The organism is Agromyces sp. NPDC058136, from assembly GCF_042884375.1.
GTDB lineage: Bacteria > Actinomycetota > Actinomycetes > Actinomycetales > Microbacteriaceae > Agromyces.
This window is the reverse complement of the sequence record NZ_JBHVUA010000001.1, coordinates 652,718-669,414: the sequence shown is the minus strand read 5'-3', so window position 1 is coordinate 669,414 and position 16,697 is coordinate 652,718. Positions and strand designations below refer to the sequence as shown.

Genomic DNA, 16,697 nt, shown 5'->3' with positions numbered 1-16,697 from the left:
CCGTTCCGTGACCGCCCCGCCCGGCGAACCGTCGGGTAGCGTGGGGGCATGACGATCGCCTGGGCCGACGAGGCAGTGCATGTCCGGGCGCCCGGCAAGATCAATCTGTTCATGCGCGTCGGCGAGGTGCAGCCCGACGGCTACCACGACGTCGCCACCGCGTACCAGGCGGTCTCGCTCTACGAAGACGTGCGGGCGTGGCCCGACGACGAGTTCAGCGTCGTGTTCGGCGGCTCGATCGACGTGTCGGGCCTGCCGGCCGACGGGTCGAACCTCGCGATCAAGGCGGCGAAGCTGCTCGCGCGCACCGCGGGCGTGCCCGGCGGTGTGCGTCTCGAGATCGAGAAGCACGTGCCCATCGCGGGCGGCATGGGCGGGGGCTCGGCGGATGCCGCGGCGACCCTCGTGGCGTGCGACGCGCTGTGGGGCACGGGCCTCACGAAAGACGAGTTGCACGGGCTCGCCGCGAAGCTCGGCGCCGACGTGCCGTTCTCGCTCACGGGCGGCACCGCGATCGGCACGGGCCGAGGCGACCGCTTGAGCCCTGCACTGGCGACCGGGTCGTTCCACTGGGTGCTCGCCGTCGCCGAGTTCGGCCTGTCGACCCCCGGCGTGTACCGAGAGCTCGATCGGCGCCGCGAGGCGGACCCGGGCGCCGACCCCGGCATCGCCTCGCCCGTCGTCGACGCCGAGGTGCTGCAGGCGCTCCGCGCGGGCGACGCCCGGCAGCTCGCGGCGGCGCTGCACAACGACCTGCAGGCCGCCGCCCTCGGGCTCGCGCCCGGCCTCGGCACGATCCTCGAGCTCGGCGAGGCGAACGGCGCGCTCGCCGGCATCGTCTCCGGTTCGGGGCCGACGGTCGCGTTCCTCGTCGACGACGCCGACTCGGCGATCGAACTGCAGGTCGCGCTCTCGGCGGCACGCCTCAACGCCCTGCACGTGCACGGCGCGGTGCACGGGGCGCGAGTGCTGCGCAGCTGACGAGCATCTCGTGGCGCGGGGTCTCGATACGCTCCTTCGTCGCAACTCGACCGCCGAGTCGTCCCCGGGCGGCTAGCCTTGACAGGTCATGGCACACCTCCTCGGCGCTGAGCGCCTGCATCTCGAATTCCCGACGCGCACCGTCTTCGACGAGGTGACCCTCGGCATCGATGAGGGCGACCGCGTCGGCGTCGTCGGCCGCAACGGCGACGGCAAGTCGACGCTCATGAAGCTCCTCGCCGGTCGCCTCGAACCCGACGGCGGCCGGGTCACGCAGCGCCGTGGCATCCGGATCGGCATGCTCGACCAGGCCGATGTCGTCGACCCGGCGAAGACGGTCGCCGAGGCGGTCGTCGGCGGCATCGACGAGCACGTGTGGGCGGGCGACGCGAAGGTGCGCGACGTGATCGGCGGGCTCCTCGCCGATGTCCCGTGGCAGGCGCAGATCGGCAGCCTCTCGGGCGGGCAGCGCCGCAGGGTGGGTCTCGCCGCCCTCCTCATCGACGACTGGGACGTGCTGTTCCTCGACGAGCCGACGAACCACCTCGACGTCGAGGGCATCGCATGGCTCGCCCGGCACCTGAAGAGTCGCTGGCCGCAGGGGCAGGGCGCGCTCGTCGTCGTCACGCACGACCGCTGGTTCCTCGACGAGGTCTGCACGGCCACGTGGGAGGTGCACGACGGCATCGTCGAACCCTTCGAGGGCGGGTACGCGGCGTACGTGCTGCAGCGCGTCGAACGCGACCGCATGGCCGCCGCGAGCGAGGCGAAGCGTCAGAACCTCATGCGCAAGGAGCTCGCGTGGCTGCGGCGCGGTGCGCCCGCGCGCACCTCGAAGCCGAAGTTCCGCATCGAGGCGGCGAACCAGCTCATCGAGAACGAGCCGCCCGTGCGCAACCCCGTCGAGCTGTCGCGGCTCGCGGTGTCGCGCCTCGGCAAGGACGTCGTCGACCTGCTCGACGTGGGCGTCGAGTACCCGTCGGCCGAGTCGCCGACGGGGGTGAAGACGGTGCTGCACGAGCTCGAGTGGCGTATCGCGCCCGGCGAGCGCACCGGCATCCTCGGGGTGAACGGCGCCGGCAAGTCGACGCTGCTCGGACTCGTCACGGGCGCGGTCGAACCGACGACGGGCCGGGTCAAGCGCGGCAAGACGGTGCGCATCGCGACCCTCAGCCAGGAGCTCGCCGAACTCGCCGAGTGGGCCGACGAGCGCGTCTCCGCGGTCGTCGCCGAGCAGCGGTCGAGCTACTCGATCGGCGAGGGCTCGAAGGCCGTCGAGCTCACCCCCGGGCAGCTGCTCGAGCGGCTCGGGTTCACGAGCGCACAGCTCTCGACGCCCGTGAAGAACCTCTCGGGAGGGCAGAAGCGCCGCCTGCAGCTCCTCCTCATCCTGCTGCAGGAGCCGAACGTGCTCATCCTCGACGAGCCCACCAACGACCTCGACACCGACATGCTCGCCGCCATCGAGGACCTCCTCGACTCGTGGCCGGGCACCCTCCTCGTCGTCTCGCACGACCGATACCTCATCGAACGCGTCACCGACCGGCAGCTCGCGATCATCGACGGGCACCTGCGCGACCTGCCGCGCGGCATCGAGCAGTACCTCGAGCTGCGGGCGGGGGTGGATGCCGCGCGCGCCTCCGGTGAGGCCTCCGCCGGTCGAGGAGCGCCCGGCGCAGCCGGACGCGTCTCGAGACCAGATGAGGCCGAACCCGCCGCGCGGCCTGCGGAGGCGCTCTCGGGCGCCGACCGCCGCAACGCCGAGAAGGAGCTCTCCGCGATCGACCGCAAGCTCGAGAAGCTGCAGGGCGAGATCGCCGCGAAGCACGAGCAGCTCGCCCGTCACGACCAGTCCGACTACGTGGGGCTCGGCTCCCTCGGCGACGAGCTGCGTGCGCTCGAGACCGCCGTCGCCGACCTCGAGACCCGCTGGCTCGAAGTATCTGAGATTCTCGAAGCCTGACGTCGCAGAAGCTGTGACCGATTGTGACCACGTGGTCAACAGGGCGAAGAACCTTCGCTTAGCGTAGACATGCGCCCGCGATCGCGGCATCGAAGCCCCCGCCGAAAACCAACGGTGGCGGAGCCATGCCTGCTCCACGCCCATCCGCACCCTGATCGCGGCGCCCGTAGCGAAAGGGAACCCATGTCACACCGCACCACGAAGCTCATCGCCGCACTCGCTGCGGCGCCCCTCATCTTCGGCCTCGCGGCCTGCGCGACCCCCGCCGCGGGCGGCGACGGCGACGCGGCGAGCGAGGTCGTGAAGATCGGTGTGGTCGGCAAGGGCGACCCGCAGTGGGCCGCGTTCGAAGAGGCCGCGGCCGACGAGGGCATCACCATCGAGATCGTCGACTTCGCCGACTACGCGCAGCCGAACCCCGCGACCACCGAGGGCGAGCTCGACCTCAACCAGTTCCAGCACATCGTGTACCTCGCCGACTACAACGTATCGGCCGGCGAAGACCTCACTCCGGTCGGCGCGACCGCGATCTACCCGCTCGGCCTCTACTCGACGAAGTACGAGTCGGCCGACGACATCAAGGACGGCGAGACCGTCGCCGTGCCGAACGACCCGTCGAACCAGGCTCGCGCGCTGCTCGTGCTGCAGTCGGCCGGCCTCATCGAGCTGAAGAGCGGCGGCACGATCTTCTCCGACCTCGCCGACGTCGACGAGGCCGCCTCGCGCGTCAAGGTCACCGCCCTCGAGGCGTCGCTCACCCCGACCTCGCTGCCCGACGTGGCCGCCGCGGTCATCAACAACGACTTCGTCGAGGACGCCGGCCTCACCTTCGAGGACGCGATCGCGAAGGACGACCCGAGCGACCCCAACGCGCTGCCCTACGTCAACATCTTCGCGACCCGCGCCGAAGACAAGGACAACGCGACCTACAAGAAGCTCGTCGAGATCTTCCAGACCGACCCCGAGGTGCAGGCCGGCCTCGTCGAGGCCTCCGGCGGCACCGGCGTGCCGGTGACCACCCCGGTCGCCGACCTCGAGAAGTCGCTCGCCAAGGTCGAGTCCGACACCAAGGCCGCCAAGGGCTGATCCCGTTCCACCCGTTCCGCCGCGCGGGCGGTGGCGACCCACGAGGTCCCACCGCCCGATGCGCGTTTCCAGAGGACCACGAGTCCGGAGGAGAGACACCATGGCGCTCGTCGCCCTGAAGAACGTCACGAAGACGTACCCGGCACCAGAGAAGGGCGGCCGCGAGGTCGTCGCCGTCGACGACGTCACCCTCGACATCGAGCACGGTGACGTCTACGGCATCATCGGCTACTCGGGCGCCGGCAAGTCGACCCTCGTGCGACTGATCAACGCGCTCGAGCCGACGAGCTCGGGCTCGATCGAGTTCGACGGTCGCGAGATCACGGGGCTGCCCGAGCGGGAGCTCCGCACGATCCGGCTCGGCATCGGCATGATCTTCCAGCAGTTCAACCTCTTCACCTCGAAGACGGTGCAGGGCAACATCGCGTACCCGTTGAAGGTGGCGGGCTGGTCGAAGGCCGAGATCGCGCCGCGCGTGGCCGAACTGCTCGAGTTCGTCGGGCTCTCCGACAAGGCGAAGTCCTACCCCGAGCAGCTCTCGGGCGGGCAGAAGCAGCGCGTCGGCATCGCTCGCGCGCTCGCGACCTCGCCGCGGCTCCTGCTCGCCGACGAGGCGACGAGCGCGCTCGACCCCGAGACGACGCAGGAGGTGCTCGAGCTCCTCAAGCGAGTGAACCGCGAGTTCGGCGTCACCATCGTCGTCATCACGCACGAGATGGACGTCATCCAGTCGATCGCGACGAAGGTCGCCGTCATGGACGGCGGCCGCGTGATCGAGGACGGCGACGTGTTCGACGTGTTCTCGACCCCGCAGAACTCCTCGTCGCAGCGTTTCGTCTCGACCGTCGTGAAGGGCGTGCCCTCGCCCGCAGAGCTCGCCGTGCTGCGCGAGCGCCACGAAGGGCGCATCGTCACGATCTCCTTCCGCGACGGGGACGCCTCGCAGGCGCAGGTCTTCCTCGAGCTCGCCCAGGCCGGCCTCGACTTCGAGCTCGTCTACGGCGGCATCAACGACATCCAGGGCCGGGCGTTCGGTCACCTGACGCTCGCGATCAGGGGTGAGGACGCCTCGATCGACGCCGCGCTCGCCTCGATCGCCGCGCGCGTGGAAGTGACGGAGGTCGCCTGATGGATCGCCTGTTCGAACTGGGCCCGGAGTTCTGGGTCGCCGCGTACGAGACCCTGTACATGGTCACGATGACGCTGCTCATCGGCGGGGCGATCGGTCTCGTGCTCGGCGTCGTGCTCTACAGCACCCGGCCCGGCGGCCTGCTGCCGAATCGCGTGGTGTTCAACCTGCTGAACGTGGTCATCAACTTCTTCCGCCCGATCCCGTTCATCATCTTCCTCGCCGCGGTGCAGCCGCTCGCCCGGTACGTGATCGGCGTCGGCATCGGCAACGACGCGCTCATCTTCTCGCTGTCGATCGCCGCGTCCTTCGCGATCTCGCGCATCGTCGAGCAGAACCTCATCACGGTCTCCCCGGGCGCTATCGAAGCGGCCAGGGCGATGGGGGCCGGCCCGATCCGGATCCTCCGTACGGTCGTCATCCCCGAGGCGCTCGGCCCCCTGATCCTCGGCTACACCTTCATCGTCGTCGCGATCGTCGACATGACCGCGATGGCCGGGTTCATCGGCGGCGGCGGGCTCGGAACCTTCGCTCTCACCTACGGCTATCGGCAGTTCGAGCCGGCGATCACCTGGGCGACGCTGCTGCTCATCGTCATCTTCGTCCAGGCGCTGCAGTTCCTCGGCAACTGGCTGGCCCGCAAGGTGCTGCGCCGCTGAGCGGGCGCCGCGCGATCACAGGATGTCGAACCCGAGGCTGAGCTTGCGCAGCAGCCCCGCGAGCCGCTTCTGCTCGGCCGCCGGGAGGCGGGCGAGCAGCTCGGCCTCGGCGTCGACGAGGCGGGTGATGGCCGCGTCCACCCGGGTGAGGCCGGCGGGGCTCATCTCGACGAGGATCCCGCGGCCGTCGTTCGGGTCGGTCTGCCGGGTGACGAGGCCGCGCTCGACGAGCCGGTCGATGCGGTTCGTCATCGTGCCGCTCGACACGAGCGTCTGCTGCAGCAGCGCCTTGGGGGAGAGCCGGTAGGGCGTGCCGGCCCGGCGCAGCGCCGAGAGCACGTCGAACTCGGATGCCTCGAGCTCGGAGCGTGCGAAGGCCTGACGCCGCGCGCGGTCGAGGTGCTTCGCGAGCCGCGCGACCCTGGAGAGCACCTGCAACGGGGCGAAGTCGAGGTCGGGGCGTTCGCGCTCCCAGTCGTCGACGATCCGGTCGACCTCGTCTGCGTCGTTCATCCGGCCATTATCCCGCGTCGGGGCGCCTGGCACGTGGCATCCGCGTCATGCCGCGGCGCTCGACATGGCAGACTTGAGGGCGCGTGCGCGGGGCGACCGGCGCGCGATCCGCCATAGTGTAACGGCAGCACGACAGCCTTTGGAGCTGTTCGGTCCAGGTTCGAATCCTGGTGGCGGAGCCCTCTGAGACCCGACGCCGCCGCAACCACAGGAAGCCGCATGACCGACCAGAATCTCGCGATCATCGTCCTCGCCGCTGGCCAGGGCACCCGCATGAAGTCCTCGCTGCCGAAGATGCTGCACCCGCTCGCCGGGGCTCCCATCGTCGGCCACGTGCTCGCCACGGCGCGCGCGCTCGACGCCGCGCACGTCATCGCGGTAGTGCGCCACGAGCGCGAGCGGGTCGCCTCGGCGATCGAGACCGGGTTTCCGGGCACCGTGCTCGTCGACCAGGACGAGATCGACGGCACCGGCCGTGCGGTCGAGCTCGCGATCGCCGCGCTCCCCGAGGGGTTCGACGGCGACGTGCTCGTCCTCAACGGCGATGTGCCGCTCCTCGACGCCGACACCCTCGCCGAGTTCCTCGGCCGCCACCGCGGTACCCACTCCGCCGCCTCGGTGCTCTCGGCCATCTACGACGACCCGTCGGGCTACGGCCGCATCGTGCGCAGCGAGGCGGGCGCATTCGACCGCATCGTCGAGCAGAAGGATGCCACGGCCGACGAGCGGGCCATCGCCGAGATCAACGCCGGCATCTACGCCTTCGGCGCGGCTGCCCTCCGCGACCAGCTCGCGAACCTCACGACCGACAACGCGCAGGGCGAGAAGTACCTCACCGACGTGATCGGTCTGCTCCGCGCGGCCGGCTCCGAGGTCGAGGCCGTCCCGGTCGCCGAGCCGTGGCTTGTCGCGGGCGTCAACGACCGCGCGCAGCTCTCCGAGGCGGCCGCCCGCCTGAACGCGCTCATCGTGCGCGGCTGGCAGCTCGCCGGGGTGACCGTCGAGGACCCGGCGACGACCTGGATCGATCTCGCGGTGAAGATCGAGCCCGACGTGACCATCCGCCCGGGCACGCAGCTGAAGGGCGCCACGGTCATCGCGACCGGCGCCACGGTCGGCCCCGACACGACCCTCGTCGACTGCGAGGTCGGCGAGAACGCCGACGTGCGTCGCACCGACGCCACGCTCGCCGTCATCGGCGCGGGCGCCACGGTCGGCCCGTTCTCGTTCCTCCGCCCGGGCACCGTGCTCGGCGCCGACGGCAAGATCGGCGCGTTCGTCGAGTCGAAGAACACGCGGATCGGCGAGGGGAGCAAGGTCCCTCACCTCTCGTACGTCGGCGATGCCGTCATCGGGCGCGGAGTGAACCTCGGCGCGGGCACCATCACCGCGAACTACGACGACGTCGACAAGCACCGCACCGAGATCGCCGATCAGGTGCACACGAGTTCGCACACCGTGCTCGTCGCGCCCGTTAGGCTTGGTGCCGGAGCGAAGACCGGCGCCGGTGCGATCGTCCGGAAGGACGTCCCCGCCGGAGCACTGGCACTCAGCGTCGCCCCTCAGCGCAACATCGAGGGGTGGGTCGAAGAACATCGACCCGGTACGGAGGCGGCACGTGTCGCCGCCGAGGCGCGGTCCGGCGAACGAGGCAAGTGAGCAGAAGGCGAACAATGGGGCGCAAGAAGAAGGTCGTCGATCTCGACCTGGAGAACAACATCGCACCCGGCCTGCAGGCCAAGACCAAGAAGCGTCTCGTGGTCGTCACGGGCCGCAGCGATCCCGCGCTCGCGGGGCAGGTCGCCGCAGTGCTCGGCACCGAACTCGCACCGACCGAGCACCGCACCTTCGCGAGCGGTGAGATCTACACCCGGTTCGAGGTCTCGGTGCGCGGCTGCGACGTGTTCGTCGTGCAGTCGTTCGGCCCGCCCGTCAACGAGTGGCTCATGGAGCTGCTCATCATGCTCGATGCGCTCAAGCGCGCTTCGGCGAAGCGCGTCACCGTCGTCGCCCCGTACTTCCCGTACTCCAGGCAAGACAAGAAGGGCCGCGGCCGCGAGCCCATCTCGGCGCGCCTCGTCGCCGACCTGCTGAAGACGGCCGGCGCCGACCGCATCATGAGCGTCGACCTGCACGCCGCGCAGATCCAGGGCTTCTTCGACGGCCCCGTCGACCACCTCTTCGCGAAGCCCGTGCTGCTGCGCCACTTCCAGGAGAGCCTGTCGGCCGACGACCGCGAGAAGCTCACGGTCGTCTCGCCCGACATGGGCCGCGTGCGCGTCGCCGACACCTGGGCCGACGACCTCGGCGCGCCGCTCGCGATCATCCACAAGCGCCGCGATCCGAAGGTCGCGAACCAGGTGACCGTGCACGAGATCGTCGGCAACGTCGCGGGCCGTGTGTGCCTGCTCGTCGACGACATGATCGACACGGGCGGCACGATCGTGAAGGCCGCGCAGGCGCTCAAGGCGAGCGGGGCCGAGAAGGTCATCGTCGCCGCGACCCACCCGATCTTCAGCGACCCGGCCGCCGAGCGCCTCCAGGACGAGGCGATCGATCAGGTCGTGGTGACCGACACGATCCCGCTGCCGCCCGAGAAGCAGTGGGACGGGCTCACGATCCTGCCGATCGCGCCGTTGCTCGGTCGCGCGATCCGCGAGGTCTTCGAGGACGGCTCGGTGACGAGCATGTTCAACGGCGAGGCGTAGGCCCGGCTGATGGCGATCACGACGCCCCGGCCCTGGCTCGCGAGCTACGCCGCGGGGGTTCCCGATGACATCGAGGGGCCCGAGGGGTCGCTGTATGACCTGATCCGCTCCTCGGTCGAGCAGTACCCCGACAACGTCGCGCTCGAGTTCTTCGAGCGCACGATGACGTTCCGGGAGCTCGGCGACGAGATCGAGCGCGTCGCAGAGGGGCTGCGCCTGCTCGGCGTGCAGAAGGGCGACCCCGTCGCGCTCGTGCTGCCGAACTGCCCGCAGCACATCGTCGCGTTCTACGCGGTGCTGCGGCTCGGCGCGATCGTCGTCGAGCACAACCCGCTGTACACGCCGCGGGAGCTCCGCCACCAGTTCGAGGACCACGGCGCGCGGGTCGTGATCGCCTGGGACAAGGTCGTCGAGACGATCCAGGCGTTCCCGGCCGATGTCGCCGTGGCGCACATCGTCTCGGTCGACGTGACCCGGGCGATGCCGTTCCTCACGCGCGCGCTCCTGCGCCTCCCGATCCCGAAGGCGCGCGAGTCGCGGGCGGCGCTCACGACGAAGGTGCGCGGCACCGTGCGCTGGCCCGAGCTCACCGGCTCGCAGCCGATCGACCCGCACATCATCGCGCCGACGGTCGACGACGTCGCCCTCATCCAGTACACGAGCGGCACGACGGGCAGCCCGAAGGGTGCGACCCTCACGCACGCGAACCTGCTGGTGAACGCGGCCCAGTCGCGCGCCTGGGTGCCCGACGTGCCGCGCGGCACCTCGGTCGTGTACGCGGTGCTGCCGATGTTCCACGCCTACGGGCTGACCCTGTGCCTCACCTTCGCGATGAGCATGGGCGCCCGCCTCGTGCTGTTCCCGAAGTTCGACCCCGACCTCGTGCTGAAGGTCGTGAAGAAGCGCCCGGCGACGTTCCTGCCTGCGGTGCCGCCGATCTACGACCGACTCACGAAGTCGGCCGCCGCCGCGGGGGTGTCGCTCGAGGGCATCCAGATCGCCATCTCGGGCGCGATGCCCCTCTCTGCCGAGGTCGTCGACCCCTGGGAGCAGGCGACGGGCGGCTACCTCGTCGAAGGCTACGGCCTCTCGGAGTGCTCGCCGGTGCTCATGGCGAACCCGGTCGCACCGAATCGCAAGGCCGGCACGGTCGGCCTGCCGCTGCCGTCGACCGAGTGCCGCGTCGTCGACCCCGAGAACCCGATGGTCGACGTCGCGCCGGGTACCGAGGGAGAGCTCGTCGTGCGCGGCCCGCAGGTGTTCTCCGGTTACTGGCAGAAGCCCGAAGAGACCGAGGCGGTCTTCGTCGACGACCCCGAGGGCGGCCAGCGCTGGTTCCGCACGGGCGACATCGTCTCGATCGACGACGAGGGCTTCGTGCGCATCGTCGACCGCATCAAGGAGCTCATCATCACGGGCGGCTTCAACGTCGCACCGAGCGAGGTCGAGGAGGCGCTGCGCTCGCACCCCGACGTCGAGGACGCCGCGGTCGTGGGTCTCCCCGACGAGCACTCGGGCGAAGAGGTCGTGGCCGTGGTCGTGCTCCGCGACGGCGCCGACTTCGACGAGAAGGCGATCCGCGACTTCGTCCGCGACGGCCTGACGCCGTACAAGGTGCCCAAGCGCATCCTCCCGGCCGACGACCTGCCGCGGTCGCTCATCGGCAAGGTGCTGCGCCGCGAGGTGCGCAACGGCCTGCTGAACGGCTGAGCGGGCCGTCGCCGTGTCGTTCCTCTCCGACGAGAGCGCGAGGGCGCTCGCAGAGCTCGTCGCGCTCGAGGCGCTCGCCTCGGGCGCCGGTGATGCGGGCGACGACACGGATGCTTCGCCGCTCGAGCGGCTCCGTGGCATCCGCGCGCTCGTGGCCGCCCTCGAAGCCGACCCGGCCGTGCTCGCCGCCGCACGCGACGCGCTCGCCGGCGGCGCCTCGTGGGACGAGATCGGCGAGGCCGCAGGCCTCAGCCCCTCGGCGGCGAAGTACCGCTGGGCGGGCGACGACTCGGCGATCGTCGAACGACAGGAGGCGAGCCGCAAGCGCAAGCGCGAGCGGCCGTCGAGCGCGCCGACCGATCTTCCGGGCCTCTCGGTCGCCGAGGCCGCAGCGCGCTTCGGGGTGACGGCGAATGCGATCTACCAGCGGGTGAACCGCGGGCTGCTGCGGGCCGAGACCGTCGAGCTCGCCGACGGGCGGAAGTACAAGCGGGTGTTCCCCGACGAACCCGACGCCGGGTGAAGCGCGGCGCGCCGGTGCCTCACTCGATCGGCTCGAGGAACTCGAGCCGGTTGCCGTGGCAGTCCTCGCTGTAGAAACGGCGCATCCCCGGGAAGCCGTCGTCGAAGTGCACGGGGTATCCCGCGTCATGGAGTCGGTCCGCCCACGCGTCGAGCCCCGCGACGAGGAGGCCCGGATGCGCCTTCTTCGCCGGGGCGAACTCGGGGTCGACCCCGAGGTGCAGCTCGATGCCGTGGCCGCGGAACCAGCAGCCGCCTCGTGACGCGAGCGCCGGCGGCTTCTCGAGTTCGGCGAAGCCGAGCACTCCGGTGTAGAAGTCGCGGAGCGCGGCCTCGCGGCCGGGCGGACAGGCGAGTTGGACGTGATGCAGCATGCGGGCCTCCGAACTCTCTCGAGATCAAGATAGTTCGAAGGAGCAGCCTCCGTCGAGCCCCGTAGCGACGCCGTCGGGGTCGCTCGGGGTGCTGCTCAGGTGGGCTGTTCGTCGGGGCCGATCGGGCGGGCCGCGCCCGGCAGGAGGCCGAGGTTCGCGAGCGGGGTCTCGGTGCCGCCGGGGGAGACCGCCGAGCACACCCAGCCCGGGCCGCCCTCGGCGAAGAGATCGAGCGAGACCCGCGAGCCCACGGCATCGGCCGAGAACCGTTCGACGTACACCGCGCAGGCTCGCGCCGCCGCCGACTGGGCCTGCCCCCAGACCGAGAGCACGAGCGGCAGCACCAGGGCGGCGAGGGCGACCAGCACGGTGACCCGCAGCACCCGGCGGCGCCGGGCGCCGTACACGGGGCCCTCGTCGCGCGAGCCGTCGTCGGGCGGGTCGTCGAGGCCGCGCAGTTCGTCGCTCATGCGAACGAACCTCCGATGAGGACCGAGGCGATGCCGCCGACGCTCGCGACGAAGGTCGTGAGGGCGACCCCGATGAAGGCGGCGCGGGGCGCGGTGATCACGAGGTGCGTCCCCGAGAGCTGCCGACGGCGCACGACGGCGATCACGACGACCGCGCCCGCCGCGGCGAGCAGCAGGGCGCCGATCGCGACGAGCCACGGCTCGCTCGACACGAGGCCCATGCGCAGCGACAGCAGCGCGTTCACGGCGATCGCGAAGGCCGTGCGGTTCCACGACAGCGCGGTGCGCTCGGGCTGGAGCCCGGGATCGCCCGTCGCGGGGATGATGTGCGGCGCCATGACGCTCAGGTGGTGAGGAGGAGCACGGTGAGCACGGCGCTCACGACGAGGCAGATCGCGGCGAGCATCGGCAGCACCCAGCTGTAGGGCAGCGGGCGCCCGTGCCGGATCGCGATCTCGTTCGCCCGCCAGCGCGTGTACGAGACGAGGCTGAGGATCGCGGCGAAGAGCCCGAGGCCGACCGAGAGCACGGTGACGACGAGGCGCGGGTCGAGCGCGGTGGCGAACTGGTGCAGCAGCACGCCGCCGGCGAGGAGCGCGAGGGCGGTGCGGATCCAGGCGAGGAAGGTGCGTTCGTTCGCGAGCGTGAATCGGTAGTCGGGGTCCTCGCCCTCCTGGCGCCACTTCGGTTCGGGCATCGCGCACCTCCTCCGCCGAGCCTAGCGGGCGCGCGCCCGGACCAGGGCGGGCCCGGCGAACGCGCACAGGACCGAACGAGCGCGGGCCCGGCGCGGCGCTCGGCCGCGCCGGGCCCGGCACGTGGGATCGTCGAGGTGTGTGGTCGCCCCGACGCGGGACGTCAGTGCGACGAGGGCGTCGTCTCGATCTCGCTGCGGTCGCCCGACCAGAGCGTGTGGAAGACGCCCGGCTTGTCGACGCGCTGGTAGGTGTGCGCACCGAAGAAGTCGCGCTGGCCCTGCACGAGGGCGGCAGGCAGACGCGGGGCGCGCAGGCCGTCGTAGTACGCGAGCGAGGAGCTGAAAGCCGGGGCGGGGATGCCCGACTGCGCCGCCGCGACCACGACCCGGCGCCACGCCTCCTGCGCGCCGGTGACGGCGTCGGCGAAGTACGGCGCGACGACGAGGGCCACGAGCTCGGGGTTCTCGGCGTACGCCTCGGCGATGCGGTTGAGGAAGCGGGCGCGGATGATGCAGCCGGCGCGCCAGATGCGGGCGATGTCGCCCTTCTTGACGTCCCAGCCGAACTGCGCGGCGCCCGCGATGATCTCGTCGAAGCCCTGCGAGTACGCGATGATCTTCGAGGCGTAGAGCGCCTGGCGCACGTCGTCGATGAAGGCGTCGGGGTCGGCCACTGCGAACTCGCCCGAGGGGCCGGGGAGGCCCGCCGCGGCGGCGCGCTGGCCGCGCTGCGACGACAGGCTGCGGGCGAACACGGCCTCGGCGATGCCGGAGACGGGCACGCCGAGGTCGAGGGCGTTCTGCACCGTCCACGCACCCGTGCCCTTGGCGCCGGCCGAGTCGAGGATGACGTCGACGAGCGGCTCGCCCGTCGTGGCATCCACCTGGCGGAGCACCTCGGCGGTGATCTCGATGAGGTAGCTCTCGAGCTCGCCGGTGTTCCACTCGGCGAAGATGTCGGCGATCTCGGCGGGCGACTTGCCGGTGCCCTGGCGGATGAGGTCGTACGCCTCGGCGATGAGCTGCATGTCGGCGTACTCGATGCCGTTGTGCACCATCTTGACGAAGTGGCCGGCGCCGTCGGTGCCGACGTGGGTGACGCAGGGGGCGTCGTCCTCGGGCGCGCGGGCCGCGATCGAGGCGAGGATCGGGCCGAGGGTCTCGTACGACTCGGCGGTGCCGCCGGGCATGATCGAGGGGCCGTTGAGGGCGCCCTCCTCGCCGCCCGAGATGCCGGTGCCGACGAAGTGGATGCCGGTGGGCGAGATCTCGCCCTCGCGGCGGATGGTGTCGTGGAAGTTCGCGTTGCCGCCGTCGACGATGATGTCGCCCGGTTCGAAGCGGCTCGCCAGTTCGGAGATGACGGCGTCGGTGCCCTTGCCCGCCTGCACCATGATGATCGCGGTGCGCGGCTTCTGCAGCGAGGCGACGAAGTCGTCGTACGACTCGCTCGCGACGAAGCCGGCCTCGGGGTGCTCGGTCACGAGGGTGCGCGTGCGCTCGGGGGAGCGGTTGAACACGGCGACGGTGTTGCCCTCGCGGCTGGCGAGGTTGCGGGCGAGGTTCGACCCCATGACCGCGAGTCCGACGACGCCGATGTTTGCTGATGGGGTGACAGGCACGTAACTCTCCTCGAAGAAAAGGGGTGGGGTCCGTTCCAGCGTACTGTGAGCGCGCCTCACGGTTGCACGGTGTTGCGGTGAGGAGCGGCGAACGGGATCCCGGTGCGGGTCGCATGCGATAGTTTCGCTGCGTGACCGAGGTCCTGCGAACTCCGCTCGTCGTGATGGGCGTCTCGGGCTCGGGCAAGTCGACCGTCGGCGCCGCGCTCGCCGAGGCCTTCGGCGTGCCGTTCGTCGACGGGGACGACCTGCACCCGCCCGCGAACCGGCGGAAGATGGCCGAGGGGCGCCCGCTCGACGACGAGGATCGCGCGCCGTGGCTCGACCGCATCGGCCTGCGCATCGGCGCCGAGCTCGATGCGGGGGTCCCGATCGTCGTCGCGTGCTCGGCCCTCAGGCGGCGTTATCGCGAGCGGCTCGCGGTGCATGCGCCCGACATCGTGTTCGTGCACCTCGCCGGAGGGACGGAGCTCATCGCCGAGCGCCAGCGCGCCCGCACCCACGAGTTCATGCCCGCGAGCCTGCTCGCCTCGCAGTTCGACGCGCTCGAACCCCTCGGCGACGACGAGCGCGGCATCGTGATCGACGTGCGCCGCAGCCCGCCCGAACTCGTCGAGGACGTGCGCACCGCGCTCGGCCTGACCGGCCTCGACTGAGCGGGCCGAACCGTCGAATCGGCCGCGCAGCGGGGTTCGGGTAGACTAGGCGATTGGACTTCGGCGAGGGACGCTCCGCCGCCCGTGCGAACGGTCGGCGAGGCATCCGTGATCGACGCGGTAGGAGCAGGCTCCACGGCTTTTCCTCACGCTCTGCGCAGGTCACTGCGCGCGTTCGAGTCGAAACGACAGACACACGATCTGGGCCGTGCGCCCGCTTTATCTAGGAGACATCATGGACGACGACAACAAGGTCATCGCAGAAGCCCGCGAGAGCTTCGGCAAGGGCGCAGCGCGCAAGATCCGCGCCGCCGGCAGCATCCCCGCCGTGATCTACGGCCACGGCACCGAGCCGCAGCACGTCACCGTGCCCGCGCACCAGGTGGGCCTCCTCATCCGCAAGGCGAACGCCGTGCTCGACCTCCAGATCGGCGGCAAGAGCCAGCTCGTCCTCGTCAAGGACGTCCAGAAGGACCCGGTGCACCAGATCATCGAGCACCTCGACCTTATCGTCGTCAAGAAGGGCGAGAAGGTCCAGGTCGAGGTTCCCGTGCACGTCGAGGGCGAGCCCGCCGCCGGCACCATCGCCGACCTCGACGCCCACACCCTCTCGCTCGAGGTCGAGGCGACCCACATCCCCGAGAACGTGGTCGTGTCGGTCGAGGGCCTCGAAGAGGGCACCCAGATCCACGCGAAGGACGTCGAGCTGCCCAAGGGCGCGACGCTCCTCAGCGACGCCGACGCGCTCGTCGTGAACGTGCACACCCCGCAGAAGGTCGACCTCGGCGAGACCGCCGAGGCCGCCGAGGCCGAAGAGGCTCCGGCCGAAGAGGCCGCGGCCGAGTCGGCCGAGTAAGCACACCGCTTCGCAGGGGCCTGCGGCGCCGCTCCGGGTACGCTCGGAGCGGGCCGCAGGCCCTCGTGCTGTCACCGGCACGCTCTCTCGAATCTCGCGAACGGAGACGATCATCGGACTCCTCGACCGCCTGCGCCCCCGGAAGGAACCCATCGTGGCCGCGAACACCTGGCTCGTCGTCGGCCTCGGCAACCCCGGGGCGCAGTACGCCGGCAACCGCCACAACGTCGGCCAGATGGTCGCCGACGAACTCGCCTCGCGCGTCGGCGCCGCCTTCAAGAGCCACAAGACGCCGTCGCGCGTCGCCGAGGGCTTCGTGCGCCCCGGCGCGCCGAAGCTCGTCATCGCGAAGCCGAACTCGTACATGAACACCTCGGGCGGTCCGGTCTCGGCGCTCGTGAAGTTCTACGGGATCCCGCCCGAGCGGCTCATCGTCGTGCACGACGAACTCGACCTGCCGTTCGACACCGTGAAGCTCAAGCAGGGCGGCGGTCACGGCGGCCACAACGGGCTGCGCGACATCTCGAAGGCGCTCGGCCCCGACTACCTCAGGGTGCGCGTCGGCGTCGGACGCCCGCCCGGCCGCCAGGACCCGGCCGACTTCGTGCTCAAGGACTTCTCGGGCACCGAACGGCAGACGCTCGGCATCCTCATCGGCGAGGCTGCCGACGCGGTCGAGGCGATCGCCTCCGACGGGCTCGTCGCCGCGCAGCAGCGGTTCCACTCGCCGGCCTGAGCGCGGGGCGCGACC

General features: G+C 71.0%; 18 protein-coding genes and 1 tRNA gene. 13 read left to right on the top strand and 6 right to left on the bottom strand.

Translation table 11 applies throughout. From position 1 onward, the window contains the following. Window positions 1-48 precede the first annotated feature (48 nt). From ACFVTX_RS03135 to ACFVTX_RS03115, 5 genes are all read left to right on the top strand, one after another. Window positions 49-981 carry a 4-(cytidine 5'-diphospho)-2-C-methyl-D-erythritol kinase gene (locus ACFVTX_RS03135; protein WP_386897954.1) on the top strand — a complete coding sequence of 311 codons (933 nt, stop codon included), beginning with the start codon at window positions 49-51 and terminating at the stop codon, window positions 979-981. 88 nt (window positions 982-1,069) lie between these two features. Then, the gene (locus ACFVTX_RS03130; protein WP_386897952.1) at window positions 1,070-2,944 is read left to right on the top strand and encodes an ABC-F family ATP-binding cassette domain-containing protein; all 1,875 of its coding nucleotides are present in this window, start codon (window positions 1,070-1,072) and stop codon (window positions 2,942-2,944) included. A 183-nt stretch (window positions 2,945-3,127) separates the two neighbouring features. After that, complete coding sequence (locus tag ACFVTX_RS03125; protein ID WP_386897950.1) at window positions 3,128-4,030, top strand: MetQ/NlpA family ABC transporter substrate-binding protein; 903 nt, start codon at window positions 3,128-3,130, stop codon at window positions 4,028-4,030. Window positions 4,031-4,130: 100 nt separating this feature from the next. Further along, window positions 4,131-5,159, top strand: a complete 1,029-nt coding sequence (locus ACFVTX_RS03120; protein WP_386897949.1) for a methionine ABC transporter ATP-binding protein — start codon at window positions 4,131-4,133, stop codon at window positions 5,157-5,159. Next, window positions 5,159-5,818 (top strand): methionine ABC transporter permease, encoded by a 660-nt coding sequence (locus ACFVTX_RS03115; RefSeq protein ID WP_386897947.1) that lies wholly within the window; start codon window positions 5,159-5,161, stop codon window positions 5,816-5,818. Before ACFVTX_RS03120 ends, ACFVTX_RS03115 begins: the two co-directional genes overlap by 1 nt. A gap of 15 nt (window positions 5,819-5,833) precedes the next feature. On the opposite strand, the gene ACFVTX_RS03110 is transcribed toward ACFVTX_RS03115, so the two are convergent. Beyond that, complete coding sequence (locus tag ACFVTX_RS03110) at window positions 5,834-6,331, bottom strand: MarR family winged helix-turn-helix transcriptional regulator (RefSeq protein WP_386897946.1); 498 nt, start codon at window positions 6,329-6,331, stop codon at window positions 5,834-5,836. A 107-nt stretch (window positions 6,332-6,438) separates the two neighbouring features. Between ACFVTX_RS03110 and ACFVTX_RS03105 the strand changes: the two genes are divergently transcribed. The 5 genes from ACFVTX_RS03105 (at window position 6,439) to ACFVTX_RS03085 (ending at window position 11,272) form a co-directional block, all read left to right on the top strand. Next, window positions 6,439-6,510: transfer RNA gene (locus ACFVTX_RS03105), tRNA-Gln, on the top strand. A gap of 40 nt (window positions 6,511-6,550) precedes the next feature. After that, on the top strand, window positions 6,551-7,990 hold the full coding sequence (gene glmU / locus ACFVTX_RS03100) for a bifunctional UDP-N-acetylglucosamine diphosphorylase/glucosamine-1-phosphate N-acetyltransferase GlmU (protein WP_386897944.1): 1,440 nt from the start codon (window positions 6,551-6,553) through the stop codon (window positions 7,988-7,990). Window positions 7,991-8,004: 14 nt separating this feature from the next. Further along, window positions 8,005-9,039, top strand: coding sequence for a ribose-phosphate diphosphokinase (locus ACFVTX_RS03095; protein WP_386897942.1), 1,035 nt, complete (start codon window positions 8,005-8,007; stop codon window positions 9,037-9,039). Between the two features lie 9 nt (window positions 9,040-9,048). Further along, complete coding sequence (locus ACFVTX_RS03090; protein WP_386897940.1) at window positions 9,049-10,749, top strand: long-chain-fatty-acid--CoA ligase; 1,701 nt, start codon at window positions 9,049-9,051, stop codon at window positions 10,747-10,749. A gap of 13 nt (window positions 10,750-10,762) precedes the next feature. Beyond that, a complete protein-coding gene (locus tag ACFVTX_RS03085) occupies window positions 10,763-11,272 on the top strand; it encodes a hypothetical protein (RefSeq protein WP_386897938.1) in 510 nt (169 codons plus the stop codon). A gap of 19 nt (window positions 11,273-11,291) precedes the next feature. Here the strand turns inward: ACFVTX_RS03085 and ACFVTX_RS03080 are convergent, their stop codons facing one another. From ACFVTX_RS03080 to gndA, 5 genes are all read right to left on the bottom strand, one after another. Continuing rightward, window positions 11,292-11,645 (bottom strand): VOC family protein, encoded by a 354-nt coding sequence (locus ACFVTX_RS03080; RefSeq protein ID WP_386897937.1) that lies wholly within the window; start codon window positions 11,643-11,645, stop codon window positions 11,292-11,294. A 95-nt stretch (window positions 11,646-11,740) separates the two neighbouring features. Further along, on the bottom strand, window positions 11,741-12,115 hold the full coding sequence (locus ACFVTX_RS03075; protein ID WP_386897936.1) for a hypothetical protein: 375 nt from the start codon (window positions 12,113-12,115) through the stop codon (window positions 11,741-11,743). Next, window positions 12,112-12,453 (bottom strand): DUF202 domain-containing protein, encoded by a 342-nt coding sequence (locus ACFVTX_RS03070; protein WP_386897934.1) that lies wholly within the window; start codon window positions 12,451-12,453, stop codon window positions 12,112-12,114. Before ACFVTX_RS03070 ends, ACFVTX_RS03075 begins: the two co-directional genes overlap by 4 nt. Before the next feature lie 5 nt (window positions 12,454-12,458). After that, window positions 12,459-12,812, bottom strand: coding sequence for a YidH family protein (locus ACFVTX_RS03065; protein ID WP_386897932.1), 354 nt, complete (start codon window positions 12,810-12,812; stop codon window positions 12,459-12,461). Between the two features lie 161 nt (window positions 12,813-12,973). Further along, a complete protein-coding gene (gene gndA / locus ACFVTX_RS03060; RefSeq protein ID WP_386897930.1) occupies window positions 12,974-14,434 on the bottom strand; it encodes an NADP-dependent phosphogluconate dehydrogenase in 1,461 nt (486 codons plus the stop codon). A gap of 131 nt (window positions 14,435-14,565) precedes the next feature. Between gndA and ACFVTX_RS03055 the strand changes: the two genes are divergently transcribed. The 3 genes from ACFVTX_RS03055 to pth all read left to right on the top strand — a co-directional run bounded on the left by ACFVTX_RS03055 (window position 14,566) and on the right by pth (window position 16,682). Then, entirely contained in the window at window positions 14,566-15,090 is a 525-nt protein-coding gene (locus tag ACFVTX_RS03055) for a gluconokinase (protein WP_386897928.1), read from the top strand. A gap of 235 nt (window positions 15,091-15,325) precedes the next feature. Further along, window positions 15,326-15,946, top strand: coding sequence for a 50S ribosomal protein L25/general stress protein Ctc (locus ACFVTX_RS03050; protein WP_386897926.1), 621 nt, complete (start codon window positions 15,326-15,328; stop codon window positions 15,944-15,946). A gap of 154 nt (window positions 15,947-16,100) precedes the next feature. After that, on the top strand, window positions 16,101-16,682 hold the full coding sequence (gene pth / locus ACFVTX_RS03045) for an aminoacyl-tRNA hydrolase (protein WP_386897924.1): 582 nt from the start codon (window positions 16,101-16,103) through the stop codon (window positions 16,680-16,682). The last annotated feature ends 15 nt before the right edge of the window (window positions 16,683-16,697 follow it).